The 16939-nt window shown below is 63.5% G+C and carries 16 protein-coding genes; 11 read left to right on the top strand and 5 right to left on the bottom strand.

Going from position 1 to position 16939, the window contains the following annotated elements; all coding sequences use genetic code 11:
* The coding region (locus ACK543_RS04170) for a molecular chaperone DnaJ (protein WP_409941595.1) at positions 1-954 on the top strand (954 nt) is incomplete at its 5' end.
* Positions 955-957: 3 nt separating this feature from the next.
* Here ACK543_RS04170 and dnaB read toward each other — a convergent pair.
* From dnaB to rpsF, 5 genes are all read right to left on the bottom strand, one after another.
* Positions 958-2370 carry a replicative DNA helicase gene (gene dnaB / locus ACK543_RS04165; protein WP_409941594.1) on the bottom strand — a complete coding sequence of 471 codons (1413 nt, stop codon included), beginning with the start codon at positions 2368-2370 and terminating at the stop codon, positions 958-960.
* Positions 2371-2602: 232 nt separating this feature from the next.
* The gene (rplI, locus tag ACK543_RS04160; protein ID WP_409941593.1) at positions 2603-3055 is read right to left on the bottom strand and encodes a 50S ribosomal protein L9; all 453 of its coding nucleotides are present in this window, start codon (positions 3053-3055) and stop codon (positions 2603-2605) included.
* Between the two features lie 12 nt (positions 3056-3067).
* On the bottom strand, positions 3068-3349 hold the full coding sequence (gene rpsR, locus ACK543_RS04155) for a 30S ribosomal protein S18 (RefSeq protein ID WP_005795932.1): 282 nt from the start codon (positions 3347-3349) through the stop codon (positions 3068-3070).
* Between the two features lie 18 nt (positions 3350-3367).
* Positions 3368-3658, bottom strand: a complete 291-nt coding sequence (gene priB, locus ACK543_RS04150) for a primosomal replication protein N (protein ID WP_409941592.1) — start codon at positions 3656-3658, stop codon at positions 3368-3370.
* 18 nt (positions 3659-3676) lie between these two features.
* Positions 3677-4084, bottom strand: coding sequence for a 30S ribosomal protein S6 (gene rpsF, locus ACK543_RS04145; RefSeq protein ID WP_409941591.1), 408 nt, complete (start codon positions 4082-4084; stop codon positions 3677-3679).
* A 321-nt stretch (positions 4085-4405) separates the two neighbouring features.
* On the opposite strand from rpsF, the gene grpE reads away from it, so the two are divergent.
* From grpE to asd, 10 genes are all read left to right on the top strand, one after another.
* Positions 4406-4957 (top strand): nucleotide exchange factor GrpE, encoded by a 552-nt coding sequence (gene grpE, locus ACK543_RS04140; RefSeq protein ID WP_409941590.1) that lies wholly within the window; start codon positions 4406-4408, stop codon positions 4955-4957.
* Between the two features lie 96 nt (positions 4958-5053).
* Positions 5054-7003, top strand: coding sequence for a molecular chaperone DnaK (gene dnaK, locus ACK543_RS04135; RefSeq protein WP_409941589.1), 1950 nt, complete (start codon positions 5054-5056; stop codon positions 7001-7003).
* Between the two features lie 83 nt (positions 7004-7086).
* A complete protein-coding gene (gene dnaJ / locus ACK543_RS04130) occupies positions 7087-8229 on the top strand; it encodes a molecular chaperone DnaJ (RefSeq protein WP_409941588.1) in 1143 nt (380 codons plus the stop codon).
* Positions 8230-8731: 502 nt separating this feature from the next.
* On the top strand, positions 8732-10096 hold the full coding sequence (locus ACK543_RS04125) for an MBL fold metallo-hydrolase (RefSeq protein WP_409941587.1): 1365 nt from the start codon (positions 8732-8734) through the stop codon (positions 10094-10096).
* 377 nt (positions 10097-10473) lie between these two features.
* The gene (locus ACK543_RS04120) at positions 10474-11523 is read left to right on the top strand and encodes a LysR family transcriptional regulator (RefSeq protein WP_409941586.1); all 1050 of its coding nucleotides are present in this window, start codon (positions 10474-10476) and stop codon (positions 11521-11523) included.
* 37 nt (positions 11524-11560) lie between these two features.
* The gene (gene leuC / locus ACK543_RS04115; RefSeq protein WP_409941585.1) at positions 11561-12982 is read left to right on the top strand and encodes a 3-isopropylmalate dehydratase large subunit; all 1422 of its coding nucleotides are present in this window, start codon (positions 11561-11563) and stop codon (positions 12980-12982) included.
* A 20-nt stretch (positions 12983-13002) separates the two neighbouring features.
* Positions 13003-13131: an entericidin A/B family lipoprotein gene (locus ACK543_RS04110; RefSeq protein WP_409941584.1), complete on the top strand. Its 129-nt coding sequence runs from the start codon at positions 13003-13005 to the stop codon at positions 13129-13131.
* Positions 13132-13144: 13 nt separating this feature from the next.
* Positions 13145-13795: a 3-isopropylmalate dehydratase small subunit gene (leuD, locus tag ACK543_RS04105; protein ID WP_409941583.1), complete on the top strand. Its 651-nt coding sequence runs from the start codon at positions 13145-13147 to the stop codon at positions 13793-13795.
* A gap of 77 nt (positions 13796-13872) precedes the next feature.
* Positions 13873-14943 carry a 3-isopropylmalate dehydrogenase gene (leuB, locus tag ACK543_RS04100; protein ID WP_409941582.1) on the top strand — a complete coding sequence of 357 codons (1071 nt, stop codon included), beginning with the start codon at positions 13873-13875 and terminating at the stop codon, positions 14941-14943.
* A gap of 359 nt (positions 14944-15302) precedes the next feature.
* Entirely contained in the window at positions 15303-16460 is a 1158-nt protein-coding gene (gene asd, locus ACK543_RS04095; RefSeq protein WP_409941581.1) for an aspartate-semialdehyde dehydrogenase, read from the top strand.
* Positions 16461-16939 lie beyond the last annotated feature (479 nt).

Raw genomic sequence — 16939 nt, 5'->3', positions numbered from 1 at the left:
GCCTACGACCAGTACGGCCACGCCGGCGTCGACCCGAGCATGGGCGGCGGCCGCGGCGGCCCGGGCGCCGAGGGCTTCGGCGGCTTCGCCGAGGCCTTCGGCGACATCTTCGGTGACATCTTCGGCGGCAACGGGGGCGGCCGGCGCGGCGGCGCGGGCGGCCAGCAGGTCTTCCGCGGCAGCGACCTGAGCTACGCGATGGAGATCACGCTCGAGGAAGCCGCCCACGGCAAGGAGACGCAGATCCGCATCCCGAGCTGGGAGACCTGCGGCACCTGCAACGGCAGCGGCGCCAAGCCCGGCACCAGCCCCAAGACCTGCGGCACCTGCAACGGCAGCGGCAACGTGCACCTGCGCCAGGGCTTCTTCAGCATCCAGCAGACCTGCCCGCACTGCCGCGGCAGCGGTAAGATCATCCCCGAGCCCTGCACCACCTGCAGCGGCGCCGGGCGCATCAAGCGCCAGAAGACGCTCGAGGTCAAGATCCCTGCGGGCATCAACGAGGGCATGCGCATCCGCTCGGCCGGCAACGGCGAGCCTGGCACCAACGGCGGCCCGGCCGGCGACCTGTACATCGAGATCCGGATCAAGGCGCACGAGATCTTCGAGCGCGACGGCGACGACCTGCACTGCACGGTGCCGGTCGGCATGACGACGGCGGCACTCGGCGGCTCGATCGAGGTGCCCACGCTCGGCGCCAAGGCCGAGATCGAACTGCCCGAGGGCACGCAGCACGGCAAGACCTTCCGCCTGCGCGGCAAGGGCATCAAGGGCCTGCGCTCGAGCTACCCGGGCGACCTGTACTGCCACATCACCGTGGAGACGCCGGTCAAGCTGACCGACGCCCAGCGCAAGCTGCTGAAGGAACTCGACGAGTCCTTCAGGCGCTCCGGCGAGCGCCACTCTCCCAACGCGAAGAGCTGGACCGACCGGGTCAAGGACCTGTTCAAGTAAGACTCAGTACTCCGACGCCGCGTCCGCCGCAAGGTTGTCGAAGCGCGTCAGAGGCTTCAGGAAGGTCAGCTTGACCGTGCCGACCGGGCCGTTGCGCTGCATGGCGACGACGATCTCGGCCACACCGGGCTCCTTGGAGTCCTTGGTGTAGTAGTCATCGCGGTAGATGAACATGATGACGTCGGCGTCCTGCTCGATGGCGCCGGACTCCCGCAGGTCGCTCATCATCGGCCGCTTGTCCGGACGGGTCTCGACGCTGCGGTTGAGCTGCGACAGCGCGATCACCGGGCACTGCAGTTCCTTGGCCAGCATCTTCAGGCCCCGGGAGATTTCGCCCAGTTCGGTGGCCCGGTTGTCGGAGCCCGACGATGCCGATCCGCTCATCAGTTGCAGGTAATCCACCACGATCAGGCCGAGCTTGCCGCACTGCCGCGCAAGCCGGCGCGCATTGGCGCGCAGTTCGCTTGGCGTGAGGCCCGGCGTTTCGTCGATGTGCAGCGACACGGTACGCAGCTTCTCGATGGCTTCCGTCAGGCGCGGCCATTCTTCGTCGGTCAGCTTGCCGGTGCGCAGGTTGCCCTGATTGACCCGTCCGATCGAGCCCACGATACGAACGGCCAGCTGAGCCGCACCCATTTCCATCGAGAAGATGGCCACCGGCAGCCCCTCGTTGAGCGCCACATGCTCTGCAATGTTCACCGCGAGCGATGTCTTGCCCATGGAGGGGCGTGCGGCCAGCACCACCATATCGCCCGCCTGCAGCCCGCTGGTCATGCGGTCGAGGTCTAAAAATCCGGTGGGCACGCCGGTCACGTCCAACGGGTTGTCGGCCATCTCCTGAACGCGGTCGAGCAGGTCAATCACCAGCGTGTCGAGCGACTGGAAGCCCTGCTTGGTGCGCGAACCTTCTTCGCCAATCGCAAAGATTTTGGACTCGGCTTCGTCCAGGATGCGCTCGACCGTCTTGCCCTGTGGGCTGAAAGCGTTGGTGGCGATCTCATCGCTGGCCGTGACCAGCTTGCGAAGGATGGCCCGCTCGCGAACGATCTCGGCATACCGGCGGATATTGCTGGCACTGGGTACGTACTGGGCCAGGTTGTTCAGGTAGGTCAGGCCGCCTACTTCCTGGGCCTTGCCCAGGTTGGTCAGATGCTCAAACACCGTGATCACATCGGCCGGCCTGCTGGCGTTGATCAGCGCGCCGATGGCCGTGAAGATCATCTGGTGCTCGTGGCGGTAGAAGTGGCTTTCCACCAGCAGGTCGCCCACCCGGTCCCACGCATTGTTGTCCAGCAGCAGCCCGCCCAGGACGCTCGACTCGGCCTCGATGGAATGCGGCGGCACGCGCAACCTGGCGATTTCACGGTCTGGCACCGGGGTAAAACCGTCGTCAAGGGGGGGGAAGACAGCAGACATAAATCCTTTAACACGCACCGCAACGCAATCCACACGGACTCGACGAATGCCTCGCTCGGCCAACCGTCGATGCTATCGCCAGCCGGGCGCATCGTCATTGCACAAGTCTGTGGATAACGGGTGAAATGCCAGTGGGCAGCCGTGTATGACCGGGGCGAGCACCCGCTGTGGCGCGGGCAAAAACAACAAAGCCGCCCGATGGCGGCTTTGCTTCGTGGCTGTTGCCGGGCGATCAGGCGGTTTCGCCGAGCACCGTCACGGTCACGTCCACCACCACGTCGGTGTGCAGGGCCACGCTCACGGTGGACTCGCTCACGGTCTTGATGGGCCCATTGGGCATGCGGACCTGGGCCTTGACAACCTTGTAGCCTTGCTTGTTCAGCTCTTCGGCGATGTCATGGTTGGTCACGGAGCCAAACAGACGGCCGTCCACGCCGGCCTTCTGGGTCAGCTTGACCACGGTGCCGGACAGCTTTTCGCCTTGGGCTTGGGCGTCCGCCAGCTTGGCAGCAGCGGCCTTTTCCAGTTCAACGCGCTTGGCTTCAAATTCCGCCTTGGCGGCTTCGGTGGCGCGGCGAGCGCGGCCCGAAGGGATGAGGAAGTTACGGGCGTAGCCGTCCTTGACCTTGACGATTTCGCCGAGGTTGCCGAGGTTCACAACCTTGTCGAGCAGGATGATTTGCATGGGTTGTGCTCCTTAGATCTTGTGCTGGTCGCTGTAAGGCACCAGGGCCAGGAAGCGGGCGCGCTTGATGGCGGTGTTCAGCTGGCGCTGGAAGATCGCACGCGTGCCGGTCAGGCGTGCGGGGATGATCTTGCCGTTCTCGGCGATGAAATCGCGCAGCGTGTCGACATCCTTGTAGTCGATTTCTTCAACGCCCGTCACCGTGAAGCGGCAAAAGCGCTTGCGCTTGAACAGCAGGGACTGGGTGTTGCGCTTTGGGCGCTTGTCTTTGTTGAACTTCTTGAACGTGGCCATTGCGGACCCCTTAGAAAATTAATTTTGTTGAATATCCTGGATGTGCAGCACTGCGGTCTTGCCATTGCGCGGGTTGGCCAGAAAACCAGTGAAAGTCCAGAGACTTCCAATGTTTTTCCTTGCCAGGCGCTCGGCCATTGCTCCAAAAGCAATCGCCTTCATGGCTGCCCTGACTTCACGGGGAGCGCCTGCCTCGATTTGCCGGGACTCATGTTCGAGTCGCAGCGTGATGGCGGGCAATCCGGCGGGCGTGCATCGCAGGGGCTCGGCCTCTGCAATACGGGCTGTCAGGGCTACGCGGTTCTCCACTCCAACGAGGAATACGGATCAGCGGTCGCCGCGGTCCTGGCGCTCACCACGCTCGCCGCCCGCCGTGGCGTATTCCGCCTGGTTGGCCTTGCGGGCTTCTTCGCGCTCCACAGTCTTCATCATCGAAGACGGGCCCGTATCGGCCTTCTTCTTTTGAACCGTCAGGTGGCGCAGCACGGCGTCGTTGAACTTGAAGGCGTGCTCCAGTTCAGCCATCACGGCCTGGTCGGCTTCGACGTTCACGCACAGATAGTGTGCCTTGGCCAGCTTGTTGATGAGGTACGCCAGTTGACGACGGCCCCAGTCTTCCACGCGGTGCACCTTGCCACCGCCCGCGGTGATCATGCCCTTGTAGCGCTCCAGCATCGCTGGAACCTGCTCGCTTTGATCCGGATGGATCAACAAAATGATTTCGTAATGACGCATGCATACTCCTTTTGGATAAGACCACCCGTTGCGTCCCGACCCGAACGGATCGTGCGGTGTGGCAAGGCAAAGCCGGAAATTATATCCTTGACTTTGCGTGCTTGTACACTTGGCTGGCAAAACGGCGGCACTGCTTGAGCTCGCGCAGGGCAAAACATCCTGTGGCACTTGCAAAATCCCAGGCCGCGCAGATATCCGGAGCACCGGCGATATACGGCACCAGCGTGCGCCGGGATGACCAAGACCCCACATGGGGGCTTGAATTTCGCCGCAAGCCCCGCATATGCCGCGCGTACTCGCCCTCTTCAACTCCAAAAAATCATGTCCGATCAAAGCGAAACGAACCTCCCTCAGAGCGCAACGCCCCCCGAAGAAGTCGAAGCAGCGATGGCTGCGCACGCCTCGGACGAAATGGCCCGTCTGCAAGATGAACTGGCCGAGCTCAAGGCCAAGAGCGCAGATCTGGCCGACCAGTTCCTGCGCGCCAAGGCCGAGGCCGAAAATGCCCGCCGCCGGGCTGAAGACGAAGTGTCCAAGGCCCGCAAGTTCGGGATCGAGAGTTTTGCCGAAAGCCTTCTGCCGGTGGCAGACAGCCTGGACGCCGCCCTGTCCATCAAGGAAGCCACGCCAGAGCAGCTGCGCGAAGGCGCCGATGCCACCCTGCGCCAGCTCACCTCCGCCCTGGAGCGCAACAAGGTCCTAGCCATCAACCCCGCCGCAGGCGTCAAGTTCGACCCCCACCAGCACCAGGCCATCAGCGTGGTAGAGGCCGATCAGGAGCCCAACACCGTGGTCGCCGTGCTGCAAAAGGGCTATGTGATTGCCGAGCGCGTGCTGCGCCCGGCACTGGTCACGGTCACCGCCCCAAAATGATCTGCATCAGATAAATCGAGAGGGACGACTTGAAGCCAAGCAAGTTATCCACAAGTTACCAATCATCCAAACCATTCCAAAATTCGGAGAAAAATCATGGGAAGAATCATCGGCATTGACCTGGGCACCACCAACAGCTGCGTTTCCATCATGGAGGGCAATTCGACCCGTGTGATTGAAAACAGCGAAGGCGCGCGCACCACGCCCTCCATCGTGGCGTATCAGGAAGACGGCGAGATCCTGGTCGGTGCCTCGGCCAAGCGCCAGGCCGTGACCAACCCCAAGAACACGCTGTTTGCCATCAAGCGTCTGATCGGCCGCAAGTTCACCGAAAAAGAAGTGCAAAAGGACATCGACCTGATGCCCTACACCATCGTGGCGGCCGACAACGGCGACGCCTGGGTGGAAGTGCGCGGCAAGAAGCTGTCGGCCCAGCAGGTGTCTGCCGACATCCTTCGCAAGATGAAGAAAACCGCCGAGGACTACCTGGGCGAGCCCGTGACCGAGGCCGTGATCACCGTGCCCGCGTACTTCAACGACGCCCAGCGCCAGGCCACCAAGGACGCCGGTCGCATTTCGGGCCTGGAAGTCAAGCGCATCATCAACGAGCCCACCGCTGCGGCCCTGGCCTTTGGCCTGGACAAGCAGGAAAAGGGCGACCGCAAGATCGCCGTGTATGACCTGGGTGGTGGTACGTTCGACGTATCGATCATCGAAATCGCCGACGTGGATGGCGAAAAGCAGTTCGAAGTGCTGTCCACCAATGGCGACACCTTCCTGGGTGGCGAAGACTTTGACCAGCGCATCATCGACTACATCATTGACGAGTTCAAAAAGGATTCCGGCGTCAACCTCAAGAACGACGTTCTGGCCCTGCAACGCCTGAAGGAAGCCGCCGAAAAGGCCAAGATCGAGCTGTCAAACTCGGCTTCGACCGACATCAACCTGCCTTACGTGACGGCCGACGCGTCTGGCCCCAAGCACCTGAACATCAGGCTGACCCGGGCCAAGCTCGAAGCGCTGGTGGACGAGCTGATCGAGCGCACCATTGCGCCGTGCCGCCTGGCGATCAAGGACGCTGGCGTGTCGGTGTCCGACATCCATGATGTGATCCTGGTGGGCGGCATGACGCGCATGCCCAAGGTGCAGGAGAAGGTCAAGGAATTCTTCGGCAAGGAACCCCGCAAGGACGTGAACCCTGACGAAGCCGTGGCAGTGGGTGCCGCGATCCAGGGCCAGGTGCTGTCGGGCGACCGCAAGGACGTGCTGCTGCTGGACGTGACCCCCCTGTCGCTGGGCATCGAAACCCTGGGCGGCGTCATGACCAAGATGATCACCAAGAACACGACCATCCCGACGAAGTTCGCGCAGACCTTCTCGACGGCCGATGACAACCAGCCTGCGGTGACCATCAAGGTCTTCCAGGGCGAGCGCGAGATGGCTTCGGGCAACAAGCTGCTGGGCGAGTTCAACCTGGAGGGCATTCCACCGGCGGCCCGCGGTTTGCCTCAGATCGAGGTGTCCTTTGACATCGACGCCAACGGCATCCTGCACGTGGGCGCCAAGGACAAGGGCACCGGCAAGGAAAACAAGATCACCATCAAGGCCAACTCGGGGCTGTCCGAGGAAGAAATCCAGAAGATGGTGAAGGACGCCGAGCTCAACGCAGCTGATGACAAAAGGAAACTGGAGCTGGTGCAGGCCCGCAACCAGGGCGAGGCTGCGGTGCACAGCGTCAACAAGAGCCTGGCCGAGCATGGCGACAAGCTCGATGCCGCAGAAAAGGACGCGATCACCGCTGCCGTGAAGGCCCTGGAAGAAGCGCTCAAGGGTGAAGACAAGGCTGCAATCGACGACAAGACCACTGCGCTGATGGCCGCCAGTCAGAAGCTGGGCGAAAAGATGTACGCCGAATCCCAGGCGGCGCAGGCCGCGAAGGCCGCTGGCGGTGCGGACGCCCCAGGTGCTTCGGGCGGCGCGTCAGCCAAGCCCGCTCACGATGACAATGTGGTGGACGCCGAGGTCAAGGAAGTCAAGAAGGGCTGAGCCAGCCCCCGTTGACCCGAGCCGCCGCGCATTGCTCCGAGGGGCTGCGCGGCGTTCCCGTTCAAACTGGGTTCTGAATGACCATGTCCAAACGAGACTTTTATGAAATCCTGGGCGTTCCCAAAAACGCCTCGGATGAAGAGATCAAGAAGGCTTATCGCAAGCTGGCGATGAAGTACCACCCTGACCGCAACCAGGGTGATGCCGCCAAACCCGCCGAGGAGAAGTTCAAGGAGGCCAAGGAGGCCTACGAGATGCTCTCTGACCCGCAAAAGCGGGCCGCCTACGACCAGTATGGCCATGCAGGCGTAGACCCGAACATGCGCGGCCCCGGCGGCGCAGGGGCTGAAGGCTTCGGCGGTTTTGCAGAGGCATTTGGCGACATCTTCGGCGACATGTTCGGCCAGCAGGGCGGACGTCGCGGCGCGGGTGGCCGCCAGGTCTACCGCGGCAGCGATCTGAGCTACGCGATGGAGATCACGCTCGAAGACGCGGCCCGCGGCAAAGATGCGCAGCTTCGCATTCCGTCGTGGGACACCTGCGATACCTGCCACGGCAGCGGTGCCAAGCCTGGCACCAGCGCCAAGACCTGCACCACCTGCCAGGGTGCGGGCACGGTGCAGATGCGCCAGGGCTTTTTCAGCGTGCAGCAGACCTGCCCGCATTGCCGGGGCACGGGCAAGATCATTCCCGAACCCTGCACCACCTGCCAAGGCCAGGGCAAGATCAAGAAACAAAAAACGCTGGAAGTGAAGATCCCGGCCGGCATCGACGATGGCATGCGCATCCGCAGCACGGGCAACGGCGAGCCCGGCACCAATGGCGGCCCGCCGGGTGACCTGTACATCGAAATCCGCCTGAAGAAGCACGACATCTTCGAGCGCGACGGCGATGATCTGCACTGCCAGGTGCCCGTAAGCTTCATCACGGCGGCGCTTGGCGGCGAGATCGAGGTACCCACGCTGCAAGGCAAGGCAGCCATCGACATCCCCGAGGGCACCCAGGCGGGCAAGCAGTTCCGCCTGCGCGGCAAAGGCATCAAGGGCGTGCGCGCCAGCTACCCGGGCGATCTGTATTGCCACATCGCCGTCGAAACACCGGTCAAGCTGACCGAGTACCAGCGCAAGCTGCTGCGCGAGCTGGAAGACTCGCTCAAGAAGGGGGGCGCCCGCCACTCGCCCAGCGGTGATAGCTGGACCGACCGGTTGAAGAACTTCTTTAGCTGACCGCGCAGCGGGCCCTGAAGGCCCATGCCAGCCCCACCGCCCGCAGCCTTGTGGCCCGGGCGGTTTTTTTTCGCAGCCCTGGGGCTCTTCGCGCAGGCGCGCGCCGAACAGGGCAACTCCGCCTAAAAACGGCAGTTGGCTCCATCTGAAAACAGCTGAAACTCAATATCCATGCGGGTTTTCGAAGGTTTCCGGTGACTGTGGAGCAGTTCCAAACGAGTGAGTTTGAAGCAACAGAAAACTCCATGCGGAACAACCATTTACGCGGTTGTCAGGGCTTCAACTGCCGTTTTGAGGCTCAGAGTGCAGCGCATCCAAGCTTGCGTACTCCAACGCGCTGGCTCACGGCCTCGCACCCACAGCCATTCCGTTCGATCTTGACTTGAAGCAAGGAACACCGCCTTGCCCGCGACATCACAGCGCGTCGCGCAGTAGGATGACCTGCCCTCGCCGCCGTCCCGGTGGCGTGCTGCCCGCAGTCGTTATCACCCAAGGATCCGCCATGGACGTCAACATCACTTTTCTGGGAGCCTCGGGCACGGTCACGGGCTCCAAGTACCTGGTGCGGCACGCCGGGAAAAGCCTGCTGGTGGACTGCGGGCTGTTCCAGGGGTACAAGCAGCTGCGCCTGCGTAACTGGCAACCCCTGCCGGTGACCCCAGGGCAGGTGGATGCCGTCGTGCTGACCCACGCCCATCTGGACCACAGCGGCTATCTGCCCCTGCTGGCGCGTGATGGCTACACCCGCGCCATCCACGCCACGCCAGCCACGCGCGACCTCTGCGCCATCCTGCTGCCCGACAGCGGACACCTGCAAGAGGAAGACGCCGCTTTTCTCAACCGCCACCAGCTCAGCACCCACCGCCCTGCCCTGCCGCTGTATACCCGGCTGGATGCGCTGCACTGCCTGCGCCAGTTCAAAGTGCACGACATGAACGCGGCGTTCGAGCCCCTGCCGGGCTGGCGCGCGACGTTCTCGCCCGCCGGACACATCCTGGGCGCGGCCAGCCTGCTGCTGCACGTCGGCGGGCGGCGCATCCTTTTCTCGGGCGACCTGGGGCGACCGGACGACCTGCTGATGAACCCGCCGGACGCACCACCTATGGCCGATACGGTGCTGATCGAGTCCACCTACGGCGACCGCCTGCATCCGCCAGAAAACCTGCTGGAGGAGCTGGGCCCCACCCTGCAACGCCTGGCAGCCCGTGGTGGCGTGGCGGTGGTGCCTGTCTTCGCAGTGGGCCGCGCGCAGCTGGTGCTGCACGCCATCGGCCTGCTCAAGGCGCAAGGCGTGGTACCCAAATCGCTGAAGGTGTTTCTCGATAGCCCCATGGCGGTCAGCACCACGGGGCTTTATCAGCACCACCTGGGGGAGCACCGCCTCAGCGCGCGCGAAGTGAAAGCCATGGAGCACGGCGCCACCATGGTGCAGACCACAGAACAGTCCAAGGCGCTGGCGCGCCTGCATGGGCCGATGGTCATCCTGGCGGCCAGCGGCATGGCCACAGGCGGGCGCGTGCTGCACCACCTGACACTGTATGCCGGCGATCACCGCAACATGATCATCCTGACCGGGCACCAGGCACCCGGCACCCGCGGCGCCCGGCTGGCCGAGGGTGAAAAGAGCATCCGCATCCACGGCCAGGACGTGAGCGTGAGCGCCGAGGTGGTCAAGCTGTCCTCGGCGTCAGCGCATGCCGATGGCAACCAGCTCATCGCGTGGCTCCGAAGCATGGGGCATGCGCCCGACCAGGTGTTTGTGGTGCACGGCGAAATGAGCGCGGCCGACCACCTCCGCCAGCGCATTGCGCACGAGCTTCATTGGCCGGCAAGCGTGCCTGAGCACGGCAGCACCCTGGCGGCATGATCGGCCACGGCAAAGAGCCGAGGGCCAGGGGCGGCCTGCCCAACCCGTGCCGCTGGCGCCCCTTGGGCAACCGTGTGGGCCCTGAGGCTGCCCCACAAGATCACTCCCGTCATGACGCAAGCTGCCCCCCGGCCCAAACTCCAGCACCGTCATGCAAAAGCATTTCGCTATTATATTGATAGCTGCCAGTACTACAAACAATTGCGCGAGCGGGGTATTTGACCGTCCATTTCGCTGAACACACCCGGTCTGACGGTCTGCCCCACACCCGAAAAACGACTTTTCAGCGATTCAAGCCATCGCGTTTCACGATGACAAAGTGGTTAAACCAATAGGAAAATAGAGAACCTTCGCTGAAGAAGAAGCCTCGCGCCCCCATGAAAAGCTCCGAGCGCAACTTTGCGCGCCGTATCGACCTGACTTCGCTGCAGCTGTTTGTGGCGGTGTGTGAGCTGGGCAGCATCGGCCGCGCTGCGGAGCGCGAGTTCATTGCGGCGTCGGCCGTCAGCAAGCGCCTGTCAGACCTGGAAACCGCCGTGGACACGCCACTGCTGTACCGCCACAGCCGCGGCGTGACCTTGACCCCGGCAGGCGAGAGCCTGCTGCACCATGCGCGCACCGTGCTGTTCGGCCTGGAGCGGATGCAGGGCGAGCTCAGCGAATACGCCGACGGCGTGCGCGGTCATGTCCGCATCCACGCCAACATTTCCGCCATCTTCCAGTTTCTGCCCGAAGACCTGGGCGCCTTCACGCGGCTGCACAGCCAGATCAAGATCGACCTGCAGGAGCACCTCTCCAGCGCCGTGCTGCAGGCCGTGCAGGAGGGCGCTGCCGACATCGGCATCTGCCATCTGGGCCATGTCGGCACCCTTCCGGGATCGCCCCCCGTTGACGCGGGCCCGGTGGAGCCACCGGGCGCTATGGCAGCCTCCCAGCGCTCGCTGGCCCGTTTGCACAGCCGCCCCTATCGCAGCGACCGACTGATGCTGGTGGTGCCCCAAGACCATGCGCTGGCCGACCGCGAGATCATTGCCTTCGAAGAAGTGCTGGACTGGGACATCGTCGGCCTGCACGCCAACAGCAGTATCAGCCTGGCCATGCGCGCCTCGGCGGCTGCGGCCGGGCGCACACTGCGCCAGCGCATCCAGGTGACCGGGCTTGATGCCATGTGCCGGATGATTGACCGCGGCCTGGGCGTGGGCCTGCTGCCCGACCGCGCCTTCGCGTTGATGCAAAGCGTGGGCCGCCTGCACGCCATCGCGCTGACCGACCCCTGGGCCTGCCGCGAGCTGCGCGTGGTGGCCCGCGACTTCGATGCCCTGCCCGTCACCGCACGCCTGCTGGTGGAGCACCTGACCCCGGGCGCGCCGCCGCAAGCGCAAGCCGCCACCGCCAACACTGCGTCTGCGCGCCACGCGCAACTCTAAAATTTCACAGCCACCTGACCACCAAGAAAGCCTCGCCATGGGACGCACCCTGTACGACAAAATCTGGGACGAGCACGTCGTCCACACCGAAGACGATGGCACGTCCATCCTGTACATCGACCGGCACCTCGTCCACGAGGTAACCAGCCCGCAGGCTTTTGAAGGCCTGCGCGAAGCCGGCCGTAAGGTCTGGCGCATGAGCTCTATCGTGGCCACAGCCGACCACAACACGCCCACCACGGGTTGGGAAAACGGCTACGACGGCATCACCGACCCGATCAGCAAGGAACAGATCACCACGCTGAACGACAACATGGCGCAGATCACGCCAGCGGCGTTCTTTCCGTTCATGCACAAACGCCAGGGCATCGTGCACGTGATCGGCCCCGAAAACGGCGCCACCCTGCCCGGCATGACGGTGGTGTGCGGCGACAGCCACACCAGCACGCACGGCGCGTTCGGCGCACTGGCCCACGGCATTGGCACGTCTGAAGTCGAGCACGTGATGGCCACGCAAACCCTGCTGGCCAAAAAGGCCAAGAACATGCTGGTGCAGGTCGATGGCACACTGGCCCACGGCGTGACGCCCAAAGACGTGGTGCTGGCCATCATCGGCAAGATTGGCACGGCTGGCGGCACCGGTTACACCATTGAATTTGCAGGCTCCGTCTTTCGCGCCATGAGCATGGAAGGCCGCATGACGGTGTGCAACATGGCCATCGAGGCCGGCGCGCGTGCGGGCCTGGTGGCCGTGGACGACAAGACCATTGAATACGTCAGGGGCCGCCCCCTGTCGCCCACGGGTGTGGAATGGGACCAGGCGGTCGCCTACTGGAAGACGCTGCACTCCGACGCCGACGCGGCGTTCGACACCGTGGTCAAGCTCGACGCGACCGAGATCGTGCCGCAGGTCACCTGGGGCACTTCGCCCGAAATGGTGCTGGGCGTGAACGCCCGCGTGCCCGATCCCGACCAGGAAAAAGACGCCAACAAGCGCGGCGCGATCGAGCGCGCCTTGACCTACATGGGGCTGCCCCCCGGCAAGCCGATCAACGACATCACCATCGACAAGGTGTTCATCGGCAGTTGCACCAACAGTCGCATCGAAGACATGCGCGAAGCCGCCGCCGTGGTGAAAAGCCTGGGCCGCAAGGTGGCCAGCAATGTCAAGCTGGCCATGGTGGTGCCAGGCTCAGGCCTGGTCAAGGAGCAGGCCGAGCGCGAAGGCCTGCACGAGATTTTCAAGGCCGCTGGCTTTGAGTGGCGCGAACCCGGCTGTAGCATGTGCCTGGCCATGAACGCTGACCGCCTGGAGCCCGGCGAGCGCTGCGCATCCACCAGCAACCGCAACTTTGAAGGCCGCCAGGGCGCTGGCGGCCGCACCCACCTCGTCAGCCCCGCGATGGCAGCGGCTGCCGCTGTGCACGGGCACTTCGTGGACATCCGCCAATTTGCCTGAAAGTCAACCAAGGAGCCATCATGAACAAGTCGATCGCCTTTATCACCCTCGCGCTGGCCTTTGCACTGGCGGGCTGCAACACCGTCAAGGGCGTGGGCCAGGACGTGCAGCGGGCCGGAGGCGCCATCGAGCGCGCCGCCAACAGGTAGTCAGCAAAGCCCCATGCAGAAATTCACCCTACTCCAGGGCCTGGTGGCCCCGATGGACCGTGAGAACGTCGATACCGACGCCATCATCCCCAAGCAATTCCTCAAGTCGATCAAAAAGACCGGCTTCGGCGTGAACCTGTTTGACGAGTGGCGCTACCTGGACCACGGCGAGCCGGGCATTCCAGAATCCCAGCGCAAGCCCAACCCCGATTTCGTGCTGAACCAGCCGCGCTACGCGGGCGCATCCATCCTGCTGGCGCGCAAGAATTTTGGCTGCGGCTCCAGCCGCGAGCACGCGCCCTGGGCGCTGGACCAGTATGGCTTTCGCGCCATCATCGCGCCCAGCTTCGCCGATATTTTTTTCAACAACTGCTTCAAGAACGGCCTCCTGCCCATCGTGCTGCCCGAGGCCACCGTGGCCCAGCTGTTCGATGACGTGCTGGCCTTCCCGTGGTACCAGCTCACGATCGACCTGGAGCGCCAGGTCATCGTGAAGCCCCAGGGCCAAGAGATCCCGTTCGACGTACAGGCCTTTCGCAAGTACTGCCTGCTCAACGGCTTTGACGACATCGGCCTGACCCTGCGCCAGTCCGACAAGATCAAGGCTTTTGAGGCCCAGCGCCTGGCGACCAAGCCCTGGCTGGCGCGTTCCATGGTTTCCTAGCCAATATTCCTATCACAATTAGGCTGTTACGCACGTCATTCGTGCTTTTATAGCTATCAAAATAAGAGCAAACAACAATGAAGATCGCAGTTTTGCCGGGTGACGGCATCGGTACCGAAATCGTGGCCGAGGCCGTCAAGGTTCTCAATGCGCTGGACCTCCCGTTCGAGATGGAATCCGCCCTGGTCGGCGGCGCAGCGTACGAGGCCCACGGCCACCCGCTGCCCGAATCCACCCTCAGGCTGGCCCAAGCGGCGGATGCGGTGCTGTTCGGCGCGGTGGGCGACTGGAAATACGACAAGCTCGACCGGCCGCTGCGCCCCGAGCAGGCCATCCTGGGCCTGCGCAAGAACCTGGGCCTGTTCGCCAACTTCCGCCCCGCCATCTGCTATGAGCAACTGGTGGGCGCATCCAGCCTCAAGCCCGAGCTGATTGCGGGCCTCGATATCCTCATCATCCGTGAGCTGACGGGCGACATCTACTTCGGCCAGCCGCGCGGCCGCCGCGTGGCCACCGATGGTCACTTCCCCGGTGCCGAAGAAGCGTTTGACACCATGCGCTACTCCAAGCCCGAGATCGAGCGCATCGCCCACGTCGCCTTCCAGGCCGCCCGCAAGCGGAGCAAGAAGGTCACGAGCGTGGACAAGGCCAACGTGCTGGAAACCTTCCAGTTCTGGAAAGACGTGGTGACCGAGGTACACGCGCAATACCCCGATGTGGAACTGCAGCACATGTATGTCGACAATGCCGCCATGCAACTGGTCAAGGCCCCCAAGTCGTTCGATGTGGTGGTGACGGGCAACATGTTTGGTGACATCCTGTCTGACGAAGCGTCCATGCTCACCGGCTCCATCGGCATGCTGCCCTCGGCCAGCCTCAACAGCAGCAACCAGGGTCTGTACGAGCCTAGTCACGGCAGCGCACCCGACATCGCAGGCAAGGGCGTGGCCAATCCGCTGGCCACCATCCTGAGCGCCGCGATGATGCTGCGCTTCAGCCTGAACCAGGAAGCCGCCGCCCAGCGCATCGAAGCGGCTGTGCAGAAGGTACTGGCGCAGGGTCTGCGCACACCCGACATCTACAGCGAAGGCACCACCAAGGTGGGCACGGCGCAGATGGGGGATGCGGTGCTGAAGGCGCTGGGCTGAGCGACCCAGCCCATCGCGCTTGATCTGCCAGAGGCGTCCTTCGGGACGCCTTTTTCGTGGCAACTGGCGCGCGTGCCGAAGCGCGCGCATCGGCGGTCAGCCTCCACTGCAGGCCGCTGCTACCGTGCCTTCGCGCGTCAGCTATAATCTTTGCTTATGTTTACCGCCCGCCCGTTCGCCCTGAACTCAGCACCCGCCAGCCTGGCCGGTGTGGCTGTGCGCGTAACCATGATCAAAACCACGACCACCATTAAGGGCTGATCCAGCTCCGGTATCGTCGTGCGCCCTCCCTGGCCCAGACGAGCCGGGGCAGACAGGCCGGTCGGGCACTGTTTGTACATTTGAAAAGGGGCGTTGAAATGAGCAAGTTGGTAGGTTTGGTCGGCTGGCGCGGCATGGTCGGCTCAGTGTTGATGGACCGCATGGTGCAAGAAAAGGACTTCGACCTGATCGAGCCCCTGTTCTTCTCCACCTCCAACGCAGGCGGCAAGGCCCCGGCACAGGCCAAGAACGAAAGCACGCTGCAGGACGCATTCAACATCGACGCCCTCAAGCGCTGCGACATCATCATCACCGCTCAGGGCGGCGACTACACCAACGAGGTCTATCCCAAGCTGCGCGCAGCGGGCTGGAACGGTCACTGGATCGATGCGGCCTCAGCGCTGCGCATGGAAAAGAACGCGGTCATCGTGCTCGACCCGGTCAACATGCCCGTCATCAAAAACGCCATGGCCCACGGTGGCAAGGACTGGATCGGCGGCAACTGCACCGTCAGCTGCATGCTGATGGGCGTGGGCGCGCTGTACAAGGCGGGGCTCGTGGAATGGATGAGCACCCAGACCTACCAGGCTGCATCGGGCGGCGGCGCGCAGCACATGCGCGAATTGCTCACCCAGTACGGCACCCTGAATGCCGAAGTGCGCGCATTGCTTGACGACCCCAAGAGCGCCATTTTGGAAATCGACCGCAAGGTCATCGCCAAGCAGCGCAGCCTGTCTGCCGCTGAAACGGCCAACTTCGGCGTACCGCTGGGCGGCTCGCTGATCCCCTGGATCGACAAAGACCTGGGAATCGGAAAGAGCCGTGACGAGTACGGCTGGGGCATGTCCAAGGAAGAATGGAAGGGCATGGCCGAAACCAACAAGATCCTCGGCCAGGGCGAGGGCTTCAGCGCCCCTGCCGTGCCGGTGGACGGCTTCTGCGTGCGCATTGGCGCCATGCGCTGCCACAGCCAGGCGCTGACATTCAAGCTCAAGAAGGATGTTCCCGTGGCTGACATCGAAGCCATGATCGCCGCCGACAACCCGTGGGTGAAGGTGGTGCCCAACACGCGTGAGGCCACCATACAGGACCTGACTCCCGTGGCCGTGACCGGCACCATGACCATCCCCGTGGGCCGCATCCGCAAGCTGGCCATGGGCCCTGAGTATGTGGGCGCCTTCACGGTAGGCGATCAGTTGCTTTGGGGCGCGGCAGAGCCGCTGCGCCGCATGCTGCGCATCTTGCTTGACGCCTGACAAAGGCTCGGGAATCTCTGCACCATCCTCGCGAGGATGCGCAGATTCAGATCGGGACTGGCCGCAAGGCGCTTTTGACAACCAATCGCCTGACAGTTGGCAAGAAAGGCAAGGCCGTGGACTCCCCGAGCACGTGCCAGCACAGACCGCAGGAGTGATGCAGAGCTTGCCTGGCGCAACCGCCCTTCAACCTAAAAACGGCAGTTGGATGCATTTGCCAGCGCTGCTGTTGGGGCGCCAGGCAAGGCCGCATGGCGCTCCAAAAGCGGTGCTGGCAAGCGCATAGCGCTGTCACCCCAAAGGTGAGGTTGCGAAAAGAACGCAAGCCCCGAGTCCATGCGGTGTGCGCCAAGATGACAAGCGATCAACTGCCGTTTTTAGGTTCAATCGCCTGCAGCACTCGGTGCAAGCCCTTGCCACCTTGGTCCACCGGCACACCACCGGTTACCTGGCGTTGGCAATTGGCAACACTGGGACCG

Source organism: Acidovorax sp. (genome assembly GCF_046341535.1).
Taxonomy (GTDB): Bacteria; Pseudomonadota; Gammaproteobacteria; order Burkholderiales; family Burkholderiaceae_C; genus Acidovorax.
Note: the sequence above shows the minus strand (reverse complement) of the source record. Positions and strands in the feature narration are given on the sequence as shown.

Coding starts and splice junctions, on each gene's coding strand:
- dnaB (WP_409941594.1), bottom strand. CDS start 2,370: ATGTCTGCTGTCTTCCCCCCCCTTGACGACGGTTTTACCCCGGTGCCA.
- rplI (WP_409941593.1), bottom strand. CDS start 3,055: ATGCAAATCATCCTGCTCGACAAGGTTGTGAACCTCGGCAACCTCGGC.
- rpsR (WP_005795932.1), bottom strand. CDS start 3,349: ATGGCCACGTTCAAGAAGTTCAACAAAGACAAGCGCCCAAAGCGCAAC.
- rpsF (WP_409941591.1), bottom strand. CDS start 4,084: ATGCGTCATTACGAAATCATTTTGTTGATCCATCCGGATCAAAGCGAG.
- grpE (WP_409941590.1), top strand. CDS start 4,406: ATGTCCGATCAAAGCGAAACGAACCTCCCTCAGAGCGCAACGCCCCCC.
- dnaK (WP_409941589.1), top strand. CDS start 5,054: ATGGGAAGAATCATCGGCATTGACCTGGGCACCACCAACAGCTGCGTT.
- dnaJ (WP_409941588.1), top strand. CDS start 7,087: ATGTCCAAACGAGACTTTTATGAAATCCTGGGCGTTCCCAAAAACGCC.
- ACK543_RS04125 (WP_409941587.1), top strand. CDS start 8,732: ATGGACGTCAACATCACTTTTCTGGGAGCCTCGGGCACGGTCACGGGC.
- ACK543_RS04120 (WP_409941586.1), top strand. CDS start 10,474: ATGAAAAGCTCCGAGCGCAACTTTGCGCGCCGTATCGACCTGACTTCG.
- leuC (WP_409941585.1), top strand. CDS start 11,561: ATGGGACGCACCCTGTACGACAAAATCTGGGACGAGCACGTCGTCCAC.
- ACK543_RS04110 (WP_409941584.1), top strand. CDS start 13,003: ATGAACAAGTCGATCGCCTTTATCACCCTCGCGCTGGCCTTTGCACTG.
- leuD (WP_409941583.1), top strand. CDS start 13,145: ATGCAGAAATTCACCCTACTCCAGGGCCTGGTGGCCCCGATGGACCGT.
- leuB (WP_409941582.1), top strand. CDS start 13,873: ATGAAGATCGCAGTTTTGCCGGGTGACGGCATCGGTACCGAAATCGTG.
- asd (WP_409941581.1), top strand. CDS start 15,303: ATGAGCAAGTTGGTAGGTTTGGTCGGCTGGCGCGGCATGGTCGGCTCA.